The organism is Streptomyces sp. NPDC002463, from assembly GCF_042889835.1.
Taxonomy (GTDB): Bacteria; Actinomycetota; Actinomycetes; order Streptomycetales; family Streptomycetaceae; genus Streptomyces; species Streptomyces nymphaeiformis.
The window spans coordinates 172498-194916 of the sequence record NZ_JBIARL010000017.1; the positions used below are offsets into that span (position 1 = coordinate 172498).

The 22419-nt window shown below is 70.2% G+C and carries 16 protein-coding genes and 1 pseudogene; 4 read left to right on the plus strand and 13 right to left on the minus strand.

Annotation, left to right across the window (positions count from 1 at the left end):
* Positions 1 to 47: 47 nt before the first annotated feature.
* The 3 genes from araA to ACFYX3_RS30685 all read right to left on the minus strand — a co-directional run bounded on the left by araA (position 48) and on the right by ACFYX3_RS30685 (position 4804).
* On the minus strand, positions 48 to 1556 hold the full coding sequence (gene araA, locus ACFYX3_RS30675; protein WP_389020148.1) for an L-arabinose isomerase: 1509 nt from the start codon (positions 1554 to 1556) through the stop codon (positions 48 to 50).
* Positions 1557 to 1665: 109 nt separating this feature from the next.
* Positions 1666 to 3360, minus strand: coding sequence for a ribulokinase (araB, locus tag ACFYX3_RS30680; RefSeq protein ID WP_389020151.1), 1695 nt, complete (start codon positions 3358 to 3360; stop codon positions 1666 to 1668).
* Between the two features lie 397 nt (positions 3361 to 3757).
* Positions 3758 to 4804 carry a LacI family DNA-binding transcriptional regulator gene (locus tag ACFYX3_RS30685; RefSeq protein ID WP_382661055.1) on the minus strand — a complete coding sequence of 349 codons (1047 nt, stop codon included), beginning with the start codon at positions 4802 to 4804 and terminating at the stop codon, positions 3758 to 3760.
* Positions 4805 to 5027: 223 nt separating this feature from the next.
* On the opposite strand from ACFYX3_RS30685, the gene chvE reads away from it, so the two are divergent.
* The 3 genes from chvE to mmsB are packed head-to-tail and all read left to right on the plus strand — an operon-like array spanning position 5028 to position 8967.
* Positions 5028 to 6137: a multiple monosaccharide ABC transporter substrate-binding protein gene (gene chvE, locus ACFYX3_RS30690; protein WP_376592175.1), complete on the plus strand. Its 1110-nt coding sequence runs from the start codon at positions 5028 to 5030 to the stop codon at positions 6135 to 6137.
* Positions 6134 to 7726 carry a multiple monosaccharide ABC transporter ATP-binding protein gene (gene mmsA / locus ACFYX3_RS30695; protein ID WP_389020157.1) on the plus strand — a complete coding sequence of 531 codons (1593 nt, stop codon included), beginning with the start codon at positions 6134 to 6136 and terminating at the stop codon, positions 7724 to 7726. The genes chvE and mmsA overlap by 4 nt, the downstream gene beginning before the upstream one ends.
* On the plus strand, positions 7723 to 8967 hold the full coding sequence (gene mmsB / locus ACFYX3_RS30700; RefSeq protein WP_389020162.1) for a multiple monosaccharide ABC transporter permease: 1245 nt from the start codon (positions 7723 to 7725) through the stop codon (positions 8965 to 8967). Before mmsA ends, mmsB begins: the two co-directional genes overlap by 4 nt.
* A 75-nt stretch (positions 8968 to 9042) precedes the next feature.
* On the opposite strand, the gene ACFYX3_RS30705 is transcribed toward mmsB, so the two are convergent.
* The 6 genes from ACFYX3_RS30705 to ACFYX3_RS30730 all read right to left on the minus strand — a co-directional run bounded on the left by ACFYX3_RS30705 (position 9043) and on the right by ACFYX3_RS30730 (position 16908).
* On the minus strand, positions 9043 to 10113 hold the full coding sequence (locus ACFYX3_RS30705) for an aldose epimerase family protein (protein WP_389020166.1): 1071 nt from the start codon (positions 10111 to 10113) through the stop codon (positions 9043 to 9045).
* 101 nt (positions 10114 to 10214) lie between these two features.
* A complete protein-coding gene (gene yjfF / locus ACFYX3_RS30710) occupies positions 10215 to 11222 on the minus strand; it encodes a galactofuranose ABC transporter, permease protein YjfF (RefSeq protein ID WP_389020169.1) in 1008 nt (335 codons plus the stop codon).
* A complete protein-coding gene (locus ACFYX3_RS30715) occupies positions 11219 to 12334 on the minus strand; it encodes an ABC transporter permease (protein WP_389020173.1) in 1116 nt (371 codons plus the stop codon). Before ACFYX3_RS30715 ends, yjfF begins: the two co-directional genes overlap by 4 nt.
* Positions 12331 to 13893, minus strand: a complete 1563-nt coding sequence (locus ACFYX3_RS30720) for a sugar ABC transporter ATP-binding protein (protein ID WP_389020178.1) — start codon at positions 13891 to 13893, stop codon at positions 12331 to 12333. Before ACFYX3_RS30720 ends, ACFYX3_RS30715 begins: the two co-directional genes overlap by 4 nt.
* A 68-nt stretch (positions 13894 to 13961) precedes the next feature.
* Positions 13962 to 14963 carry an ABC transporter substrate-binding protein gene (locus ACFYX3_RS30725; protein ID WP_389020181.1) on the minus strand — a complete coding sequence of 334 codons (1002 nt, stop codon included), beginning with the start codon at positions 14961 to 14963 and terminating at the stop codon, positions 13962 to 13964.
* A 610-nt stretch (positions 14964 to 15573) separates the two neighbouring features.
* The gene (locus tag ACFYX3_RS30730; protein ID WP_389020183.1) at positions 15574 to 16908 is read right to left on the minus strand and encodes a M64 family metallopeptidase; all 1335 of its coding nucleotides are present in this window, start codon (positions 16906 to 16908) and stop codon (positions 15574 to 15576) included.
* A gap of 178 nt (positions 16909 to 17086) precedes the next feature.
* On the opposite strand from ACFYX3_RS30730, the gene ACFYX3_RS30735 reads away from it, so the two are divergent.
* A complete protein-coding gene (locus ACFYX3_RS30735; protein ID WP_389020186.1) occupies positions 17087 to 18427 on the plus strand; it encodes a tetratricopeptide repeat protein in 1341 nt (446 codons plus the stop codon).
* 407 nt (positions 18428 to 18834) lie between these two features.
* Here the strand turns inward: ACFYX3_RS30735 and ACFYX3_RS30740 are convergent, their stop codons facing one another.
* From ACFYX3_RS30740 to ACFYX3_RS30755, 4 genes and pseudogenes are all read right to left on the minus strand, one after another.
* Positions 18835 to 19647, minus strand: coding sequence for a pyridoxamine 5'-phosphate oxidase family protein (locus ACFYX3_RS30740; protein ID WP_389020189.1), 813 nt, complete (start codon positions 19645 to 19647; stop codon positions 18835 to 18837).
* Entirely contained in the window at positions 19644 to 20990 is a 1347-nt protein-coding gene (locus tag ACFYX3_RS30745; RefSeq protein ID WP_389020192.1) for a globin domain-containing protein, read from the minus strand. Before ACFYX3_RS30745 ends, ACFYX3_RS30740 begins: the two co-directional genes overlap by 4 nt.
* A 769-nt stretch (positions 20991 to 21759) precedes the next feature.
* The gene (locus ACFYX3_RS30750; protein ID WP_389020195.1) at positions 21760 to 22296 is read right to left on the minus strand and encodes a hypothetical protein; all 537 of its coding nucleotides are present in this window, start codon (positions 22294 to 22296) and stop codon (positions 21760 to 21762) included.
* 37 nt (positions 22297 to 22333) lie between these two features.
* Positions 22334 to 22419, minus strand: a pseudogene (locus ACFYX3_RS30755) (IS5/IS1182 family transposase); the annotation flags it as partial.

Genomic DNA, 22419 nt, shown 5'->3' on the forward strand with positions numbered 1-22419 from the left:
GGAGGACTCCGTCCTGGTGGGGGTGGAGGCGGTGGCGGCAGGGGTGTTCACAGGCTCTGGGCCAGACGGTGGTAGGCCTGGTTCCAGCGCAGCTCGCGCGTGAAGCGCCGGACGGTGGTGTCCTCGTCGATGACGGCGAGTTCGGTCCGCAGCATCTCGGCGAGGTCTTCGAGCTCCTCGCCGCCGAGAGCGGTGGTCAGGACGGTGTGGTGCGGTGCTCCGGCCGTCAGCCATGCCTCGGTGGAGGTGCGCAGGTCGGGACGGGGCTGCCAGACGGCTCGGGCGACGGGGAGCCGGGGCAGTGGCTCGGGCGGGGCGACGACATCGATGTGGTTGGCGACGAGACGGAACCGGTCACCCATGTCGGCGAGGCCGACGACGACGGCCGGGCCGGGGTCCGCGTCGAAGACGAGGCGGACCGGGTCCTCGCGTCCGCCGATGCCGAGCGGGTGGATCTCGCAGGTGGGCGTCGCCGACGTGAGCGAGGGGCAGACCTCCAGCATGTGGGCGCCGAGGATGAGTTCCTGGCCGGGCGTGAGGTCGTAGGTGTAGTCCTCCATGAAGGAGGTGCCGCCGGGCAGGCCGTGGGCCATCGCCTTCAGTGTGCGCAGCAGGGTGGAGGTCTTCCAGTCTCCTTCGCCGCCGAAGCCGTAGCCGTCCGCCATCAGGCGCTGCACGGCGAGCCCGGGCAGCTGACGCAGGCCCCCGAGGTCCTCGAAGTTGGTGGTGAAGGCGCGGAACCCCCCTTCCGTGAGGAAGGTGCGCAGACCGGCTTCGATCCGGGCGGCGTAGCGCAGTGAGTCGTGACGCTCGCCGCCGGGCCGCAGCTCGGGCGCGAGGGCGTAGAGGTCCTGGTACTCCTTGACGAGGGCGGTGACGGTGTCGTCGGGGGTGGCGTCGACCGCGGCGACGAGGTCGTTGACGCCGTACGTGTTGACCGAGACCCCGAACCGCAGCTGTGCCTCGACCTTGTCGCCCTCGGTGACGGCGACGTCGCGCATGTTGTCGCCGAACCGGGCGAGTCTGAGGGTGGTGAGTTCGGAGCGGCCGACGGCGGCGCGGGCCCATCCGGCGATGCGGTCGACGACGTCGGGGGTGGAGACGTGGCCGGCCACGGTCTTGCGCGGGACACCGAGGCGGGTCTGGACGAAGCCGAACTCGCGGTCGCCGTGGGCGGCCTGGTTCAGGTTCATGAAGTCCATGTCGATGGTGGACCAGGGCAGTCGGCGGTTGGCCTGGGTGTGCAGGTGCAGCAGGGGCTTGCTGAGGGCGTCGAGGCCGGCAATCCACATCTTGGCCGGGGAGAAGGTGTGCATCCAGGCGATCAGGCCGATGCAGCGGTCGTCGGCGTTGGCCTCCAGGCAGACCGCGCGGATGGCGGCCGCGTCGGTGAGGACCGGCTTCCACACCAGGCGGACGGTCATCTGGGGCTGACCGGCGAGGGTGTCGCAGATGGCGCGGGACTGGTCGGCGACCTGGGCCAGGGTGTCCTCGCCGTAGAGGGCCTGGCTGCCGGTGAGAAACCAGATCTCGCGGTCGGGCTGGGCGAGCTTCATGTCGGGTGTGCTCCTCGGAGGTGCTCGGGCGGAGAGGTCGGGCCGATGGAGAGGCTGAGGGCGGGGAGGTCGGGCCGATGGAGAGGCTGGCGGCGGGGAGGCGTCCTGGTCAGCCGGTGGTGGCGACGCGTGCGGTGTTGCGGATCCGTCGCAGGCGGTGCAGGAGGAGGTCCGCGCCGGTGCCGAAGTGCTCGTGCAGGGCGCGGTACTCGCCGAACAGCGCGTCGTAGGCGTCCGCCCGTGCGGGGTCGGGCAGGTACGCGTGGCGCTGGACGCTTCCCATGACGGAGGCGGCGGATCGGACGTCGGGGTGGGCGCCCGCGGCGACGGCGGCGTGGATGGCCGAGCCGAGCGCCGGCCCCTGTTCGGAGGTGCCGAGGGAGACGGGGCGGCGGAGCACGTCGGCGTAGATCTGCATGAGCAGGGCGTTCTTCTTCAGTCCGCCGGTGACGATGAACTCCTCGACGGGGATCCCGCCGTCCTCGAAGGCCTCGACGATCAGCCGGGTGCCGTAGGCGGTGGCTTCGAGCAGGGCCCGGTAGACGTCTTCGGTCCGGGTGTCGAGGGTGAGGCCGGCGATGACTCCGGAGAGGTGGTGGTCGACCAGGGGGGAACGGTTGCCGTTCATCCAGTCCAGGGCGACCAGGCCGTGCGCGCCGACCGGCTGGTCGGCGGCCTTGCGGGTCAGGAGCTGGTGGAGGTCCTCGCCCGAGGCCTCGGCCTCGGCACGGTAGTGGTCCGGTACGCCCTGCCGGAGCCACCAGGCGAAGATGTCACCGACCGCGCTCTGGCCGGCCTCGTAGCCGTAGGCGCCCTCGACGATGCCGCCGTCGACGACCCCGCAGATGCCGGGGACTTCGGCGAGGGCGGCGCCGTTGAGGACGTGGCAGGTGGAGGTGCCCATGATGGCGAGCATCCGGCCGTTCTCGACCGCGCCCGCCGCGGGTGCGGCCACGTGGGCGTCGACGTTGCCGACGGCGACGGCGATGCCCTCGGGGAGGCCGGTCCAGTGGGCGGCCAGGGAGCTCAGCCCACCGGCCCGGGAGCCCAGGGGGGAGAGCGGGTGCTCCAGGCGCGTGGCGGGGAAGTCGGCGAAGTCCGGGTGGAGCCCGGCGAGGAAGCCCGGCGAGGGGTAGGCGCCGTCCTGGTGGATGCCCTTGTAGCCGGCGGTGCAGGTGTTGCGGGACTCGCTGCCGGTGAGCTGCCAGACGATCCAGTCGGCGGCCTCGATCCAGCGGCTGCAGGCGGCGTAGACGGCGGGGTCCTCCTCCAGGACCTGCAGGGCCTTCGCGTACTGCCACTCGGCGGAGATCTTGCCGCCGTACCGTGCGATCCACTTCTCGCCGCGGGCGTGGGCGAGGGCGTTGATGCGGTCGGCCTGTTCCTGGGCCGCGTGGTGCTTCCACAGTTTGGGCCAGGCGTGCGGGCGGGCGGCCCACTCGGTCGTCAGGGCGAGCGGGGTGCCGTCCGGAGTGGTCGGCAGGACCGTGCAGGCGGTGAAGTCGGTGGCGATGCCGATGACACGGGCAGGGTCGACCCCGGCGTCGGCGAGCGCCGCCGGAACGGCGGTGCGCAGGACGTCACGCCAGTCCTCGGGGTGCTGCAGGGCCCAGTCGGGGGGCAGGGGGGCTCCGGTGGAGGGGAGGCGGTCCTCGATGACGGCGTGGCGGTACTCGTGGACCGCCGAACCGAGTTCTGCGCCGTCCCGGACCCTGACCACGACGGCGCGCCCGGAGAGGGTGCCGAAGTCGACTCCGACGGTGCAGGCCTCGGGATGGTGACGGGCTGCGGCGTGTGTGGTCACGATGCGGTCTCTCTCGTCATGAGCAGGGGCAGAGGAGCACCCTGATTGTTAACGCTCACAATCCGGTTGGACAAGAGCGGTGTGCGGTTCTGTCGGACATTCGGCAAGAGATGAAGCCGACGAAGTGAGCGCTCACTTGCACGCCGGGAAGCTCCGGAGCCGCGACCGGTCCGGCAGGAGGTGGGGCGCTCACGGAGAGGGGCTCGGTGGCCGATGGGACGAAACGGTCGGCGGGCGCGCTTGCGCGGGCGGACCGACACGCGCACCGCCGGACGCCGGACGGACCGACGCGCACCGCCGGACGCCGGACGGACCGACGCGCACCGCCGGACGCCGGACGGCCGGCAGGAGGCCCGCCACCGCGGCCAGGAGGCTGCGGCGAGAGCCGCCCTCCGTGTCAGGCTTCGCTCAGAGGGCGCGTGCTCGCGCGCATGATGAGCTGCGGCTCCACCAAGAGGTGCTCGGCCTTCCGGGCGCGACCCTCGATGTGGTCCACCAGGAGCCCGATGCTCCGGCGCCCGATCGCGGCGAAGTCCTGGCGGACCGTCGTCAGCGGCGGAGGGAAGAACTCGGCCTCGGGGATGTCGTCGAAGCCGGCGACGGCCACCTGCGCGGGGGTGCGGATCCCGCCCTCGCGCAGCGCCCGCAGGACGCCGAGCGCCATCTGGTCGTTGGCGACGAAGACGGCTGTGACCGGTGTCGCCCCGCGGCGGGCCAGGGCGAGTCCCGCGAGTTCCTGCCCGGCTCGGTACCCGGACAACGGACTCCAGTCCCCCGTCAGTACGCGCGGAGGCCGGATGCCGCTCTCCTCCAGGACGGCGCGCCATCCCGCGGTGCGGGCCTCGCTCTCCAGCCAGTCGTCGGGCCCCGCCACGTGCCAGACGTTGCTGTGCCCGGCGGCGAGCAGGTGCTCGGTGACCATGCGGGCCCCGAGTTCCTGGTCGAGGGAGACTCCGGGCAGGTCGAGCTGATGACCGCCTTCCACGGTGACCACGGGGAAGGGCGCGTCCAGTTCGGCGAGCGCCTGCACGTGCGAGCGCTGCGGGGTGATGGCGACGACACCCTCCACGCCCCAGGCCGCGAGGTGGTCGATGGCGTCCTTCAGCCCCTGCCCCTCTCCGGTGCGCAGACTGACGGTCGAGACGAGGTAGCCCTCCTCCCGGGCCGCTTCCTCCAGGCCGGTCAGAGTGCTGGCAGGGCCGTACAGGGCGGTGTTGACGGCAATGACACCCAGCGTCCTCGTACGGCGTGTCACCAGGGCGCGTGCGGCGGAGTTGCGGCGGTAGCCGAGCCGTTCGATGGCCAGGGTGACCTGCTCCCGGGTGACCGCGCGCACGTTGGGGTGACCGCTCAGCACCCGGGAGACGGTCTGATGGGAGACCCCCGCCTCCCGTGCGACGTCGGCCATCGTCGGCGGGCGGACGCCTTCCGCGGGATGCGCCACGTTCGCTTCCCTTCTCCCTGCTTACGGCTGTGTATCGATACGAGAAAAACCATAGCGCCTCTTGTATCACGCCGTTGTGAGCGCTAACAATCTAGCTCGACCGGGGCGCCGACGCCCCGGTCACCCAGCCGGAACGGTGCCGTCCCGGTGGTGCGAGGACACGCGCTGCCGTCGAACCCGTCCCCGGTCGGAGCCGCCCTCGACGACGGGATGGGTAACGCCCATGAAGAAGTTCCGATCCGTATCCGCCCTCCTGGCCGTGACCACCGGCTGTGCCCTGCTCCTGACCGCCTGCGGCCAGAACAGTGAGGGCGGCAGCCAGGAGTCGAAGGACAAGAAGGACCTCACCATCGGCATCGCCATGCCCACCAAGTCCTCCGAGCGGTGGATCGCCGACGGCCGCAACATGACCGCGAGCCTGGAGAAGGCCGGTTTCTCCACGACCCTGCAGTACGGCGAGGACGACCCCGACCAGCAGGTCGCCCAGATCGAGAACATGATCACCCAGGGCGTCGACGCCCTGGTCGTGGCCGCGATCAACGGCGAGGCGCTGTCCAACGTCCTGCAGCAGGCAGCGGACGCCCACATCCCGGTGATCTCCTACGACCGGCTCATCCTGGGCTCCCCGCACGTCGACTACTACGCCTCCTTCGACAACGAGAAGGTCGGCGAGCTCCAGGCCACGTACATCGTCGAGAAGCTGGGACTGAAGGCCGGCTCGAAGAAGGGCCCCTTCAACATCGAGCTGTTCGCCGGGTCCAACGACGACAACAACACCAAGTACTTCTTCAACGGCGCCATGAAGGTGCTGAAGCCCTACCTCGACAAGAAGCAGCTGGTCGTGCGCTCCGGCCAGACCCGGCTCAACCAGGTCACCACGCTGCGCTGGGACGGCGGGACGGCGCAGAAGCGCATGGACGACCTGCTGACCTCCTCGTACGCCACGACCCGGGTCGACGCCGTGCTGTCCCCCTACGACGGCATCTCCATCGGCATCCTCTCCGCCCTGAAGTCCGACGACTACGGAAGCGCCGCCAAGCCGCTGCCGGTCGTCACCGGCCAGGACGCGGAGGTCGCCTCCGTGAAGTCGATCATCGCGGGCCAGCAGACGCAGACCGTCTACAAGGACACCCGCGCACTCGCGCAGGTCGCCGCCGACATGGTGACCGCCGTCCTCGCCGGCAAGAAGCCCGAGATCAACGACGACACCACCTACGACAACGGCAAGAAGGTGGTCCCGGCCTTCCTGCTCGACCCGGTCAGCGTCGACAAGTCGAACTACCGGAAGGTCCTGGTCGACTCCGGCTACATCGACGCCGGGGCACTGCGATGACGCCGCCCATCCTCCAGATGCGGTCCATCGTCAAGACCTTCCCCGGGGTCAGGGCGCTCTCCGAGGTGACCTTGTCCGTGGAGCGCGGCGAGGTGCACGCCCTGTGCGGAGAGAACGGTGCCGGAAAGTCGACCCTCATGAAGGTCCTGTCCGGAGTCCACGCGCACGGCAGCTACGAGGGCGAGATCCTCTTCGACGGCGAGCCGTGCCGCTTCAAGGACATCAGAGCCAGTGAGCAGCGCGGAATCGTCATCATCCATCAGGAGCTCGCGCTCGTTCCCTACCTGTCGATCGCCGAGAACATCTTCCTCGGCAACGAGCCGTCCCGACGGGGGGTCATCGACTGGCACGAGGCGCTGCGCCGTGCTTCCGAACTGCTCAGGCGGGTCGGGCTCGACGAACACCCCGAGACCCGGGTCGCCGACATCGGGGTCGGCAAGCAGCAGCTCGTGGAGATCGCGAAGGCGCTGGCCAAGAACGTGCGTCTACTGATCCTCGACGAGCCCACCGCGGCACTCAACGACGAGGACAGCGCGAAGCTGCTGCTGCTGATGCGGGAGCTGAAGGATCAGGGCATCACGTCGATCATCATCTCGCACAAGCTCAACGAGATCGCCCGGATCGCCGACTCCGTCACCATCCTGCGCGACGGGCGCTCCATCGAGACCCTCGACGTCAGGGACCCGGCCACCACCGAGGAGCGCATCATCCGCGGCATGGTGGGACGGGACCTCGACAGCCGGTTCCCCGACCGCACGCCGTACGAGGGCCCGACAGACGCCGAACCCGTACTGGAGATCCGGGACTGGACCGTACGGCATCCGCTCGACCGCGGCCGCAAGGTCGTCGACGGCGTGTCGCTCCGGGTCCGCCGCGGGGAGATCGTCGGCGTCGCGGGGCTCATGGGGGCCGGCCGCACCGAACTCGCCATGAGCGTCTTCGGCCGTTCCTACGGCCGGTACGAGCGGGGCACGGTACTCAAGGACGGCCGCGAGGTGAGGACCCGCACGGTTCCCGAGGCGGTCGCCCACGGCATCGCGTACGTCACCGAGGACCGCAAGCACTACGGGCTCGACCTCGGGGACTCGGTGAGCCGGAACATCTCGCTCGCGTCGCTCGGCGCCCTCGCCCGCCGCGGGGTCGTCGACGGGCACGAGGAGCGCAGGGTGGCCGAACGGTACCGGCGAACCATGAACATCAAGACACCGAACGTGCTCGAACCGGTCGGCCGCCTTTCCGGCGGCAACCAGCAGAAGGTCGTGCTCAGCAAGTGGATCCTCGCCGGTCCTGACGTCCTCGTCCTCGACGAGCCGACGCGCGGAGTCGACGTGGGAGCCAAGTTCGAGATCTACACCGTGATCGACCGGCTCGCCGCCGAGGGCAAGGCGATTCTCTTCATCTCCTCCGAGCTGCCCGAACTGCTCGGCATGTGCGACCGCATCTACACCATGGCCGCGGGACGGCTGACCGGCGAGGTCCACCGCGAGGACGCCACTCAGGAGGTCCTGATGCGGCACATGACCCAGGACACCCCCACACCGACGGCCCGAACCACGAGCACCGCCCCCGACGAAGGACACCAGGCATGAGCACCGACATCAGCATGGACAAGAGCGCCCCGGCGCCCCCGGGCGGCGCCCCGACGACGCGTGGAACACCGCTGACCCAGGTGCTCCTGGACGGTGTCCGGCGCAACATGCGCCAGTACGGGATGCTCTTCGCGCTCGGCCTGATCGTGCTGCTGTTCCAGATCTGGACGGGCGGCGACCTGCTGCTGCCGCGCAACGTCTCCAACCTGGTGCTGCAGAACAGCTACATCCTCATCCTGGCCATCGGCATGATGATCGTCATCATCTCCGGACACATCGACCTGTCGGTGGGCTCCCTGATGGCCCTGGTCGGTGGCATCGGGGCGGTGCTCATGGTCCAGCACCACGTCGCCTGGCCCGTCGCGGTGCTCCTCACCCTGCTGCTCGGCGCCGTCGCCGGCGCGCTGCAGGGATTCTTCATCGCGTACGTCGGCATACCGTCGTTCATCGTGACCCTCGCCGGCATGCTGCTGTTCCGCGGGCTCACGGAGATCTTCCTGAAGGGGCAGACGCTCGGTCCGTTCCCGGACGGACTGCAGAAGATCGCCAACGGCTTCCTGCCGGAGGTGGGGCCGCAGACCAACTACCACAACGTGACCCTGCTGCTCGGCCTGGCGCTGATCGCCTACGTGGTGTTCCAGGAGATACGGGACCGCCGCCGCCAGCGGGAGTTCGCCCTGGAGACGCTCCCCACGGGCCTGTTCGCGCTGAAGGTGACGGCGCTGGTCGCCGCGGTCCTGGTCACGACCCTGCTGCTCGCCAGCTACAAGGGCGCCCCGGTGGTCCTCCTGATCCTGGCCGCGCTGCTGGTCGGCTTCGGCTACGTGATGCGCAACGCGGTCATCGGCCGCCACGTGTACGCGATCGGCGGAAACCTGCCCGCCGCGAAGCTGTCCGGGGTCAAGGACAGGAAGGTGACCTTCGCGGTGTTCCTCAACATGGGAATGCTCGCGGCGCTCGCCGGGCTCGTCTTCGCGGCGCGCTTCAACGCGGCCTCGCCGAAGGCGGGCGTGAACTTCGAACTGGAGGCCATCGCCGCCGCGTTCATCGGCGGGGCGTCGATGAGCGGTGGAGTCGGGACCGTCCTGGGAGCCATCATCGGCGGCCTGGTCCTCGGCGTGCTCAACAACGGCATGAACCTGGTCGGGGTGGGCACCGACTGGCAGCAGGTCATCAAGGGCCTCGTGCTGCTCGCGGCAGTCGGCTTCGACGTGTGGAACAAGCGCAGGGCAGGCGCCTGACGCCGCTCCGGACATGGCTGTGCCCGCCGGTTCCTCCACCGGCGGGCACAGCCATGTCGGCGTGTTCGTACGCGGTCAGTCGCGGGTACTGAACCGCAGGACCGTCCTCGACCGGTACTCCTCGCCGGGGCGCAGCACCGGGGACGGGTCACCGGGGCGGTTCGGGGAGTCGGGGAAGTGCTGAGTCTCCAGCGCGATGCCGGCGCCCGCCCGGTAGGGCGTACCGCTCTTGCCGAGGACTGTTCCGTCGAATTGCCCCGCGGTATAGACCTGCAGGCCGGGCTCCGTGGTCAGCACCTCCATGCAGCGGCCGGTGACCGGTGCGTGGAGGAAGGCGGCCCGGCGCGGCGTCTCGCCGCCGTGCGGGCGCAGGACGAAGTTGTGGTCGTACCCGCCGTCAACGCCGGGGCGGGCCAGGGCCTCGGCGATCCTGAGCGGCCGGCGGAGGTCGAACGCGGTGCCGGAGACGGGGCGGTGGTCCCCGTGAGGGATCAGATCCTCGTCGACCGGCGTGTAGTGGGTGGCCTCGACGGCCAGTTCATGGTCGAGGATGTCGCCGGCGCCTTCTCCCTCCAGGTTGAAGTAGGCGTGGTTGGTCAGGTTGACCAGGGTGGTCGCGTCGGTGACCGCGGCACAGGAGAAGGAGAGTTCGCTGTCGCGCCCGATGAGACAGCTGACGGTGACGTCCAGGTTTCCCGGGAACCCCTGGTCGCCGTCCGGGCTGCGGAGGTGCAGGAGCACGCCGGTCCACTCCGGGGTGTGCACGCTCTCGGCTTCCCAGAGACGGGTGTCGAAGCCGTCGGTTCCGCCGTGCAGGGAGTGGCCGTCCTCCTGCGTGGTCAGCTGGTACGGCTTCCCGTCCAGGGAGAACCGGCCGTGTGCGATGCGGTTGGCGTAGCGGCCGACGGTGGCACCGAAGTACCGGGCGGCGGTGGCCGTCTGAGCCGGATCGCGGGGAGCGAGGACGACGTCGGCCGGGGTGCCGTGCCGGTCCGGCACCCACAGCCCGTGAAGCCGGGCGCCGCGGGTGTGCACCTCCGCCGTGAGTCCGTCGGGAAAGCCGAAGATCCATCGTTGCCCGGAGTCCGTGCCGGGGTGGCAGACCGGTGGGCCTCCGGTGAAAGGAGGGCGGGAGGACGGGTTCATGGGAGTTCCTTGTCCGGAGTGGGGTACCGCCAGGAGAGGGGGCAGGGAGTCCCTGCCCCCTCTCCGGGCGCGGTCGTACTCAGGTGGGCTCGGCCGGGAGGTCATCCCGCCGGGCGGGATCCGCCGAAGAGCCGTTGGAGGAGGATGAAGACGAACAACAGGCCGCCGATGACGATGCGCGTCCACCACGAGCTGAGCGTGCCCTGGAAGTTGATGACGGTCTGGATCAGACCGAGGACCATCACGCCCAGGGCGGTGCCCAGGACGAAACCGGAGCCCCCGGTCAGCAGCGTCCCTCCGATGACGGCGGCCGCGATGGCGTCGAGTTCCATGCCGACGGCGTGCAGGGCGTAGCCGGACAGCATGTAGAAGGTCAGCAGCAGACCGCCGAGGGCGGAGCACAGACCGCTCACGGCGTACACCGCGACCTTGGTGCGTCCCACGGGCAGACCCATGAGACGGGCCGAGGACTCGTTGCCGCCCAGGGCGTAGACGGTGCGGCCGAAGCGGGTGTGGTGCAGGACGACGAAGGCGAGCGCCAGCACGACCAGGGCGATGACCACGGCGGGTGAGACGAAGAGGCCCCCGGGCAGGAGCACCCGGGTCTGGGCGATCCGCGTGGTCGTCGGGTCGGTGAGGGAGATGGACTCGGTGCTGATCATGTAGCAGAGGCCGCGGGCGAGGAACATGCCCGCGAGGGTGACGATGAAGGGCTGGATCTCGAAGGCGTGGATCACCCAGCCCATGAGGGCGCCGCCTCCTGCTCCCGCCAGCAGGACCACCGGCACCGCCAGGGCGAGCGGCACGCCGTTCTGTTCGACGAGCCAGGCCGTCAGCATGGTCGACAAGGCCACCGTGGAGCCGACGGACAGGTCGATTCCGCCGGTGAGGATGACGAACGTCATGCCGATCGCCACGACGAGCAGGAAGCCGTTGTCGATCAGGACGTTGAGCAGGACCTGCGCGGAGAAGAAGCCTTCGTACTGCAGGGAGCCGATCGAGAACATCGCGATCAGCAGCGTGCCCGTCACCATGAGCGGCAGGCGGGTGGCATGCCGTACCGAGAACCGGTGGAGCGGCCTGGTGAGGGAGCTGAGGGTGGTGCTCACGGGTGGACCTCCTGCTGGCGGGCTCCCACGTCGCCGGCCGCGGGGGCCAGGTCCGGGGCGGCCGGTCGGCGGCGGCGTGAGAGTCGCGCGCGGAACGCGGGCGACTGGACGAGACACACGACGATGACGACCAGGGCCTTGAAGACGAGGGTGGTCTCCGGCGGTACGCCGAGGGTGTAGATCGTGGTCGAGAGGGTCTGGATGATCAGCGCGCCCAGGACCGTCCCGCCGAGGGAGAAACGGCCGCCCGTGAGAGCGGTGCCGCCGATGACCACGGCGAGGATCGCGTCCAGCTCGATCCACAGGCCCGCGTTGTTGCCGTCGGCGCTGGACACGTTGGAGCTGATCATCAGGCCGGCCACCGCGGCGCACACGGCGCTGACGACGTAGACCATGACCAGGAGCCCGCCGGCCCGGATGCCGACGAGTCGGCTCGCGACCGGGTTGCCGCCCACCGATTCGATGAGCATGCCGAGCGCGGTCCGCCGGGTGACGAGGGAGGTGACGGCGACGAGGGCCGCGGCCAGCAGGACGGCGAAGGGGAGGGTGAGCCAGTAGCCGCCGCCGATCATCTTGTAGGCGCTGCTGGACACGCTGATGATCTGGCCGTCGGTGATCAGCTGGGCCACGCCCCGCCCCGCGACCATGAGGACCAGGGTGGCGACGATGGGCTGGACGCCGAGCCGGGCGACGAGGAAGCCGTTCAGCAGTCCGATCGCGCCGGCCACGCCGACCGCCAGCGCGATCGCGGACGTCACGGTGGGCAGGCTTGCGGGGTCCTTCGCGGTGGCGATGTGTTCGCATGCGAGGGCGCCGGCGATGGCGACCGTCGAGCCGACCGAGAGGTCGATGCCCCGGGTGGCGATGACGAGCGTCATGCCGAGCGACACCAGGATCAGGGGGGCGCCGAACTGGAGGATGTCGATCAGGCTGCCGTACAGGTGTCCGTTCTGGACGCGGACGGCGAAGAAGTCATGGGTGAACGCGACGTTGCCCAGCAGCAGGGCGGCCAGGACGGCGGCGGGCCAGAAGAGGCGGTGTTCGGTGAGCCGCCGGGCGCCGGGCGCCCGGGCGGGACGCCCCCCGGCGCCCGTGTCGTCGGGTGGTGTCATGAGATGGCTCCGGTCGCGATGGTGCCCAGGATCCGGTCGGGCGTCAGAGTCGTGTCGTTGGGGAGGGTGGCGACGAGCCGGTGGTCGCGCAGCACGCCGATCCTGTGGCTCAGCCGCAGCACTTCCTCGAGTTCGGCGGAGATGTACAGGACCGCGGTGCCCTCTGCGGCAAGGCGGGTGACGAGTCTCTGGATCTCCGTCTTGGCGCCGATGTCGATGCCCCGGGTGGGTTCGTCCAGGATCAGCAGCTCGGGGTCGGTGAGCAGCCACCGCGCGAGCAGCACCTTCTGCTGGTTGCCTCCGCTGAGGTTGCGGACCTGGGCCTCGGGGTCGGCCGGGCGGATGTCGAGGGCCTCGGTCCACCGGGCGGCGATCTCGTCCTGCCGGGTACGGGAGAGGGGTCTGGTCCAGCCGCGTGCGGCTTGGAGGGCGAGCACGATGTTCTCGCGGACCGTGAGTTCGCCGATCAGGCCCTCCGCCTTGCGGTTCTCCGAGCAGAAGGCGATCTTGTGGGCGATCGCGGCGCGTGGCGAGCGCAGGACGGCGCGTTCGCCGTCGATCCGGAGCTCTCCTCCGTCGGTGTGGTCGGCGCCGAAGAGCAGCCGGGCCGCCTCGGTGCGTCCGGAGCCGAGGAGCCCGGCCAGGCCGATGACCTCGCCGCGGTGGATGTCCAGGTCGTACGGCTGGATGGAGCCGGTCCGGGCGAGCCCGCGGGCGCTCAGGAAGGGGGCGTCCGCGGACTCGGAGGTGGCCGCGGTGCCGGTGTGGGACGTCTCGGCCAGTTCGTCGAGGGTGCGAAGTTCGCTGCCGACCATGCGGTGTACGAGGGTGACGGGGGTCAGCTCGTCGATCCGGTACTCGCCCTCGAGGCGGCCGTTGCGCAGGACGGTCACCCGGTCGCACAGGTCGAAGACCTGGTCGAGGAAGTGGGTGACGAAGAGGATCGCGACCCCCCGGTCCCTGAGGCGGCGCACCAGGGTGAACAGTTGGGCGACTTCGTCCCGGTCGAGGCTGGAGGTGGGCTCGTCGAGGACGAGCACCTTCGCCTGAATGTCCACGGCGCGTACGATCGCCACGAGTTGCTGGACGGCGAGGGAGTGCACGCTCAGCGGCCGGCGGACGTCGAGGTCGAGTTCCAGCTCGGTGATGAGCTGTGCCGCGCGCCTGTGGAGGGCCGACCAGTGGACCAGTCCCAGGCGTCGGGGTTCACGGCCGATGAGGATGTTCTCGGCGACCGAGAGGTTGGGGCACAGGTTCACCTCCTGGTAGACCGTGCTGATTCCGGCGTGCTGTGCTTCCAGGGGTTCGGCGAACCGCTGGGGGCTGCCGTCGACGGAGACCGTTCCCGCGTCGGGCGGGTGGACCCCGGTGAGCACCTTGATGAGGGTCGACTTGCCGGCGCCGTTCTCGCCCATCAGCGCATGGACCTCGCCCGGGAAGAGGCGCAGGTCCACACCGTCGAGGGCGACGACGCCGGGGAATGCCTTGCGGATGCCGTGGGCCTCCAGCACCGTCCGGTCGGTGCGCGGGGGTGTGCGGGGGGTGGGTGGGGCTGCCATCCGCCCTCCTCTCCTGAGGGATCGGAGGCGGCGCGAGGGCCGCCTCCGGGTCTGGTGCGGGCGGTAGGTCAGTACTGGCGGCCGGGCAGGGCGGCCGCGGCCTGGTCCTGGGTGAAGACGCCCTCCTTGACCTCGACCCGTCGCGGGACGCTCTCCCCCGCCGCGACCTTCTTGGCGAGTTCCATGAGCTGGTCGCCGAGGAGCGGGTTGCACTCGACCACCACGTTGATCTTCTTCTCCTGCATGGCGACGAAGGCGTCCTTGATGCCGTCGACGGAGATCACCTTGATGTCGACGCCCGGCTTCTTGCCCGCCTCCTCGATGGCCTGGATGGCGCCCAGGGCCATGTCGTCGTTGTGGGCGTACAGGACGTCGATGTCCTCGTGGGACTTGAGGAAGGCCTGCATGACCTCCTTGCCCTTGGCGCGGGTGAAGTCCCCGGTCTGGGAGGCGACGACCTTGAACTTGGGGTCGCCCTTGATGACCTCGGCGAAGCCGGCCTTGCGGTCGTTGGCGGGGGCGGAGCCGGTGGTGCCCTGGAGTTCGACGAGGTTGACCGGCGCGGAGGTGCCCTCGTACTCCTTCACGAGCCACTTGCCGGCCTCCTGTCCCTCCTTGACGAAGTCGGAGCCGAGGAAGGTCCGGTAGAGGGAGGTGTCCTGCGAGTCGACCGCGCGGTCGGTGAGGATCACCGGGATGCCGGCGTTCTTGGCCTCCTTCAGGACGGTGTCCCAGCCGGACTCCACCACCGGCGAGAAGGCGATGACGTCCACCTTCTGTTGGATGAAGGTGCGGATCGCCTTGATCTGGTTCTCCTGCTTCTGCTGCGCGTCGGAGAACTTCAGCGTGATGCCGGCCTTCTCGGCCGCCTCGCGTACGGACTTGGTGTTGGCGGTGCGCCAGCCGCTCTCGGCTCCTACCTGGGCGAACCCGAGTACCAGCTTTCCGTCGGAGGAGCCCTTTCCGGTGCCGCCTGTGGTGCCGGTGGTCACGGGCTCGGTGGTGCAGGCGGTCAGCACACCACCGGCCAGGGCGGCGGCGACGATGATGCGGAGGGCTCTGTGGGCCATGTCGTGGTTCCTCTCGGGACGTGCGTCGTACCAGGCGGAGCTCTGAAGGAGATGGGCCCGGCGAAGGCATGTGTGCGCAGCGGTGGTTGAACCGGGCGGAGACAGAGTGAGGTGTCGGCCCCCCGGCGACCGGTGAGCTGACGAACGCGACACATTGTGAGCGCTAACAGACTTGTAACTCAAGGGTTCGTGCGGCCGTTACTCGTTCTTGATGCGCAGGAGTGGGTCGGCTGCGGAGCGCGGGAACACCCTGACGTCGGGAGCAGCACGCAGTTGTCGAGAGCGCCCTGCCCCTCGGAGCAGGCCATACGACCTCCACCGACTCAAGCCTTCCCCCGCTGTCCGCGGACCCGTTACGGCGACCCGCCAAGGAGCCGTCGACCCGAAGATTGTGAGCGTTAACACTCGGTACCGGATTCTTGGTTTCCCCGGGCCCACCGTTCCGAGCTCCGGACCGTTCCGGACCAGGCCCTCCACGGCGAGCTGTTCGCCGACCCCCGACGAGCCGGATTGCCGGTACTACGGCCGGCCGCACATGCGAGGGCGGCCGGGCTCTCGCGCCCGGCCGCCATCCCTGCGTCCCCTGCCGCCGTCCCTGTTTCAGGGATCGTCAGCGCACACGCCAGGTCAGCGAGTTGCTCGTCGCCGCGCGGACCCCGGGGTCGCGGACGGCCGCCGTGATGTCGGTGACCGTGGCCGTGACCCGCTGGCCGCTGCGGACCGCGCCGAGTTCGGCGGGGGTCACCGACAGGTCGCCGGTAGCCCGGGTGACCTGCTTCCCATCGACGTACCAGGTCAGGACCGGGCTCGCCAGGCCGGACACCGGGGCGAGCTGGACGCTGAGCGCCTGGGTCGCGCGGACCCTCGTCCCGGTCGGCACGGTCGAGGTCACGGCGTCCGCGTAGGTGTAGAAGCCCTTGATCATCGCCTCGCGTCCGACGTGGTTGAACTGCGTGGCGGCCAGGGTCCGCATGAGGGAGGTGCCGGTCGGGCGGTAGACGCCCGTCTCGTAGTAGTCGCCGCCCTCGTAGGTGCCGATCACGGAGCCGGTCGGGTCCTGCTCGCCCAGCCAGCGGTACCACTTGCCCGTGCCGAGGTCGGCGGTGACGGAGATGTTGGCGCTGTCGGACGAGGGGTACGGGTAGGCGCCGTAGCCGGCGTACTGGTACTCGTCGGCCAGCAGGCCTATCGAGTGGCCGAGTTCATGGGCGCCTATGAGGTACGACTGCGGGTTGTCGGAGGACATGGTCGCGACGCCGTGGTACGACGCCCCGGCCGGCGGGGTGGAGAAGCTGTAGCCCGCGCCGCCGTATTTGGTGGAGTTGGCGATGACGAAGACGATGTCGGAGGCGGGCGCCTGATCGGCGTAGGTGGTGACCTTCGACGTGTCGACGCAGAGGAGCCGCTCCGTGTCCTCGCAGAAGAAGTAGGAGCTGAGGGCCGTGTTCTTCACGACCCCTGCGGTCGGGTCGCCGGAGACGCCGGACTCGGCGGAGGCAGCGTCCACCAGCCAGATGTTGAACAGGCCGCGGTAACTGGCGTACGGCTCGATGGCGAAGACCGCGTCGAGTGTGGCCTGCGCGTCCGCATGGAAGTCGGCCTGCTGCCCGGCGGTGTAGCCGTCACCCATGACGACCAGGTCGAGCCGCCCGGAGACCGGCCCGGTCTCCTGGACGGGCGTGACCGCGGCGGCGGTCGGGGCGGGCGCGGTCGCCGACCGGTGGCCGGTGACCCTCGCCGGGGCCTGGGCCGGGACCCTCTTGTGCCGGGGCTCGGCTCCGGGGCCGTCGAAGTATTCGACCTCGTGCGTCACCGCCGTGCCGGAGCCGGCGACGGAGACGGGCTCCGCGCCGGCCGCGTTCGCGCCGGCGAGCAGGGCGGCGACAGTGGCAGCGGCACCGACGGAGACGATCCAGCGGGTGCGGGTAGATCCGTGTCTGGGCACGACGACCTCTCTCAAGCAATGACTTAACTGTGCTTAACTGGCCGCTTAAGTTAGAGGGTTGAGATTCGGGGAGACAAGGCCCCGGGCGGGACGAGCAAGGTGAGCGAGCAACGTGGAAGCCGTCACGGCCGCGCTCTCACCGGCAGTGGCAAGGGGAGGCACTGGCATGATGGAGCGCATGGCGAAGCGGGACGCCCCCGAGACCATCGGCCGAAGGGTGCAGCGGCTGCGGCACGAGCGCGGGCTGACACAGCGACAGCTGGCCGAGCCCTCCTACACGCCCGCCTACATCTCCACGCTCGAGGCCGGCCGGGTGCGCCCCTCCGACGAGGCACTGCACCATGTCGCCGACCGGCTCGGCGTCGCCTTCGAGGAACTCGCCACCGGACGGCCCGCCCACCTCGCCACCGACCTGCGGCTCCGGCTCACCGAGGCGCAACGCGTCCTCGCAGACGGCGAGGCCGAACAGGCCTCCCTCCAGTACGCCGAGCTGCTCGCGGAGGCCGTGACGCACGGGCTCGTCGAGGAACAGGCCACCGCGCTGCTCGGACTGGGCGAATGCGGTCTCGACACCGGCGACCTCACGGCCGCCCGCGAGCACTTCGAGCACGCCGAACATGCCCTGGCCGAGGCCTCACTGCCCGCCCGCGTCCCGGCCCGACGCGGCCGCGCCGTCACCCACTACCTGGCCGGCGAACTCCGCTACGCCGTCTACCTCCTGGAGTCCACGCTCGACGAGATCAACCGCGCCGGACTGCACGACCCCGACGCCCTGCTCCTGCTCCACACCGCCCTGATCAGCCCCTACATGGACATGGGCGCGCAGGCCCGCGCCGCCCAGGCCGCAGAGCTGGCGCTCGCCCTCGCCCCCCAGGCCGGGGACCCGGCGCTGATCGCGCGGATGCACCGCTCGGTCGCCCGCACCTTGCTCGCCGAGGGCAGGGTCGCCGAAGCCGACGCCTCGCTCGCCAAGGCCGCCGAGATGTACCACCAGCTGAAGATCCGTACGGAGCTCGCCAACTGCCGCTGGATGCGGGGGTACGTGTACGCCCAGAACGGCGAACTCTCCAGCGCCGAGGAGGAGTTGCGTGCCGCCCTGGCCATGCTCACCTCCCACCGCGCCACCCTCTACAGCAGTCAGGTCGCCGTCGAACTCGCCGACGTGCTGCACCGGCGCGGCGAGTCCGAGGAGGCGTCGAACCTCCTCCGGGAGGTGCTCGATGGCCTCTCCTCGGAACGCGGCGCGGTCCACGCGGCCGCCGCCCACCGGCTGCTGGGCATCATCGCCGAGGATGCCCACCGCACCGAGGCGGCCGAGGAACACTACGTCCGTGCACTGGGCCTCCTGGAACGGGCGGGCGCCGCGGGCGACCTCGCCGACCTGTGTCGGCTCCTCGGCGACCTGCTGTGCCGCACCGGCCGGGTGGAAGCGGCCCTCGACGCGTACCGCACGGGCCTCGGCCACCGCACGGCCGGCACCACCACGCTCGGTCCGGCACCCGCGCAGCCACTCCTGTAGAGCGGCACCGGGCCCGGCGTCCGTCGCGAGAAGACCAGGGTGACGACTCTCCGTCTCACCCGGTTCCGGAGGCACCGCTTGCTGTGCCGTCCGACGGGCACGGCGCCCCCGTGCTCGTCGGTCCGCGCGGCAGCGCGGTGCGTGCGGGGGCATGCGAGTGACGTTACCCGCCTGAGGGTCGCCTGCCCCTGAGCTCAAGGGACAGCGGGACTCGAAATCGCTGCGCCTCCTACGAGCTCAGCGGCAGCACGCGGGGGCGGCCGACTGCGCCTGGCCAGGCCGGGATCACTTCCTGGAGCTCCGCACCGGGCCTCGCGGAGCGGCCCCGGGAAGGGGAGGCCGACACCACGCAGGACTCCGGGTCTTCGCGGCCTCGCACGTGATCGGGCCGGCGTCACCGGCGGAGGTCAGGCCGGGGTGCTTCTGCTGAACCAGCCGCTGAAGCCCTGCGTCCCGGCACCGCCCGTGCCCGTGCCGGGGGTGCGCCGCGCCGCCCTCGCGAGGGCCCGTTCCGCTTCGGCCTGCCAAGTCGCCGCCGTCGCGCGGGGCGGCGGCAGGAACGGGCCCCGCTCCGGTGCGTCGGTGGCCGCTCCGAAGAAGTCTCCGCCCTTGCGTCTGACGTCGTCCGTTCCCCAGGAGCGGCCTGTGCCGCGCGCGGGGGCCTTCTGCAGGTGCGGGATGTGCTTGGCGCAGTGGATGTACGCCTCCTCCACCGTGATCACCACCCATGTGCGGGCCCGTCGGCCGGGCACGGGGTCGATCGCGAGCGTGGCGTGGGCCTGGCGCATGTCCTCGTCGGACACGATCCCGGCCCTGCCGTTGACGTGGAGCCCGATGCGGTCGCGGAGGAAGTCCACCATGAGCACTCCGACGTGCGGGTTCTCCTCGATGTTGCCCAGGCTGGCATGGACGCCGTTGCCCCGGTACTCGGGGTAGGCGAGCGTCATGTCGTCCAGGACATGGAGGAAGCCGGGCGGGCCGGCCCGGAAGGTGTTGTCGCACTCGCCGTGCCGGTCGGCGGTGGCGAGGAAGAACATCTCCTGCCGGGCCACGAACTCCCGCATCCGCGGATTGAGTCGATCGAGGACCTGCTCGGCGTAGAAACGGTCGGCGCGCTCCGTGGTGCCCATGCGCTGCTGGACCAGGTGTTCGCCGTCACTGCCTGGGCGAGTGGTGCGCAGGGGAGCCGCCTGTTCGACAGCGCTCTCGAAAGTGCTCACGTCGTTGCCCCGACCAGTCCCTCGATGGAGTCGTGCCGTATGCGGCGGGAAGGGACGCCCATGCCGAGCAGGGTGTCGACGCCGCGTCGGATCATGCCGGGCGGGCCGGACAGGTACACGTCGTGGGTGTGCCACGAGCCGTACTCGCGTACCGCCTCGGGGAGTCCGCCGGACAGGCCGACGGGACCGCCGTCGACGACCGGCCTGACCGAGAGCCAGGAGTGCGACTGCTGCAGCCGCAGCAGGGTGTCGAAGTCGTACAGGTCGTCGTTGCGGCGGGCACCGTAGAACACGTCGACGGAGCGGTGCCGGCCGTGCTGCACCACGTCCTCCACCAGGGCCCTGATGGGCGCGATTCCGGTACCGCCGCCGAGGCAGAGCAGCCCGTTGTCGGTGGTGTGGTCGACCGTCATGGAACCGGTGGGGGGACCGAGTCGGACGACGTCTCCGGGACGGGCGCGGTGGACGAGGGCGTTGGAGACCCAGCCCGCCGGTACGGCCTTGACGTGGAAGGAGAGCAGGCCGTCGGAGCGCGGGGCCGAGGCGAAGGAGTAGTGCCTCCACACCCGCGGCCACCAGGGCGTCTCCAGGGCGGTGTACTGCCCGGCGAGGAAGGGGTACGGCTGCTCGGGCCGGACCGTGACGACCGCGATGTCGTTCGTACGCATGTCGTGCGCGACCACCTCCGCCTGCCACCAGGCAGGCGCGCGCAGCTCGTCCGCGGTGGCCGCGTCGATCATGATCTGGGAGATCGTCGTGTAGGCGCTGACCCAGGCGCCTTCGGCCCTGGGCCCCCAGGTCGACGGCGCGTAACGGGCGAGGGCGCCGATCAGGGCCTCGCCGACGGCCGGATAGTGCTCGGGGCGGGTGCCGTACTTGCGGTGGCCCCGGCCGAGGTGGGTCAGGTACGCGGTCAGGGTGACGGGGTCGTCGGCGTGGGTGGCGGCGGTGAGCAGCGCTTTGAAGAGCCGGTCGCGCTGAGTGTCCATGGCCGCGGGGAAGAGAGCCCGGAGGGCGGGATGGCGGAGGAAGAGCAGTGCGTAGAAGTACGAGGTGACCGTGTCGGCGATCGGCTCGATCTCGGCCATCGTCCGGCGCAGCAGCGCCGTGTCGGACGTGTCCGTGTCCACGCCGCGCGGCTCCGAGTGCACCCGCTGCGGCGGTACGGAGCGGGACACGGGCTCGTGGCCGTTCGGCGGTACGGATCGGGGGCCGTGCCCCTGGCCGTTCGGGGGTGTGGGTGTGGAGGTGACCCCGCCCGGGCTCCGCGTGAACCAACCTCCGTTGCCCACTCTCCCATCGGCCCGGTCGCCGTCGGCCGAAGCGGTGGCCGGAACTTCCATCGGTCTGCCTCGCCTCGAACGTCTGCGGTCGGTCTTTCGTCTTCCCCATTCACCCGGTCAGGCGAACGCGGCCGACCATACCCCGGTCGTTCGAACACACCACGGGCCGTGCACCAAGCCGGGCAGATCTACGTTTCCGCTGGTCATACTGGGGTTACTGGTGAGTCGGGTCACTGCGGCAGGCCTTCCGACCCGATTCCGCGCGCGATTCGCCGACGGAAGACTCACGGACTTCCCCGACCTCCTCCACATTTACGGGGTGGTCTTCACGAGCGCGCCGGCCCGCCTGGTCACGGCGCGAGGAGCACGACCCCAGGCCAGAACCCTGTCGCGAGAGGGGAGTGCGTGCAGCACGCCTGACGCACGCGAATCCCGCACGGCAGTCGAGCGTCGGCTTTTCCGGGCGCGTGTCGCGCCGTTCAGGAGGCGCGCTCCCGTGCGCCAAGCGACTCGGCACCGCCCGCCTCTTCACTACTCCTCACCAAGATCCGGCCCCTACGTGGTCCGGTTCTCTGCCGATGGCGTACCGAATCACCGTTTCTGCCGGCCGGCAGGACGGCTCGCCTGTACCACCAGCAGACGAAGAATCTTCTCGTGTCGTACTCGCCGAAGAAGCTCGGCTTCTTCTAGGGGCACAAGAAAGGGCGCCTGACCTGGGCTTTTACCCAGGCAGGCGCCCACCGGTCGCGTCGGCCAGCGCGAGATAGGTTATGCGGTGTAACTCCCAGTTTCTCCCACTGCCATCCCACTCCTGACCAGCTCTTCCGGTCTATTTCCGGTCCAAGTCCGGTCCGGCTGAGGGGGTGACACCCCGGCTGACACGGTCCCATTCCTCCATGGACTGCTCGATGAGACGGTTCGCCTGCTCTCGAACGCCGTCCAGGAACTTGGCGTAGAAGCGGAAGAGGACCTCGATGCTCTGACCGGCTCTGCGAGCGCATTCGGCCGGATCCACACCGGAGTACAGCCAGAAGGAGATGCCGGCATGGCGGAGGTCATACGGCCGCTTGGCCAGGCCTGAGGCAAGCTCCATGCGCGTCAAAGCATGCTTCCTGGCCCGCGCCCACGTCAGGCCGTAGGCCGATGCCTCCACATAGTTCCCTTCCCGGTTCCGGAACAGGCGGCCGTCCGGCTCCACGCCGAACCTCTCTATGTGGGCGGTAAGCATGCGGACGAACTGCGGCGGGATCGGGACAGGACGCGTCGCGGTGGCTGCGCGTCGCTTGAGGGAGTGAACCTCGTACACACTGCCGTCATCCGTCCACTCCTTGCCGGCGGTGACGACACCCCCGGACAGATTCAGCATCCCCCATCCCGACTTGGGCAGGTGGCACTGAGGATTTTCAGCGTTGACGCTCCAGAGTGAGGACGGCGGCGGCGATGGCCGTCATGCGGTTGGGGCTGCAGCGGGCTTTGCGGAAGATGCGCC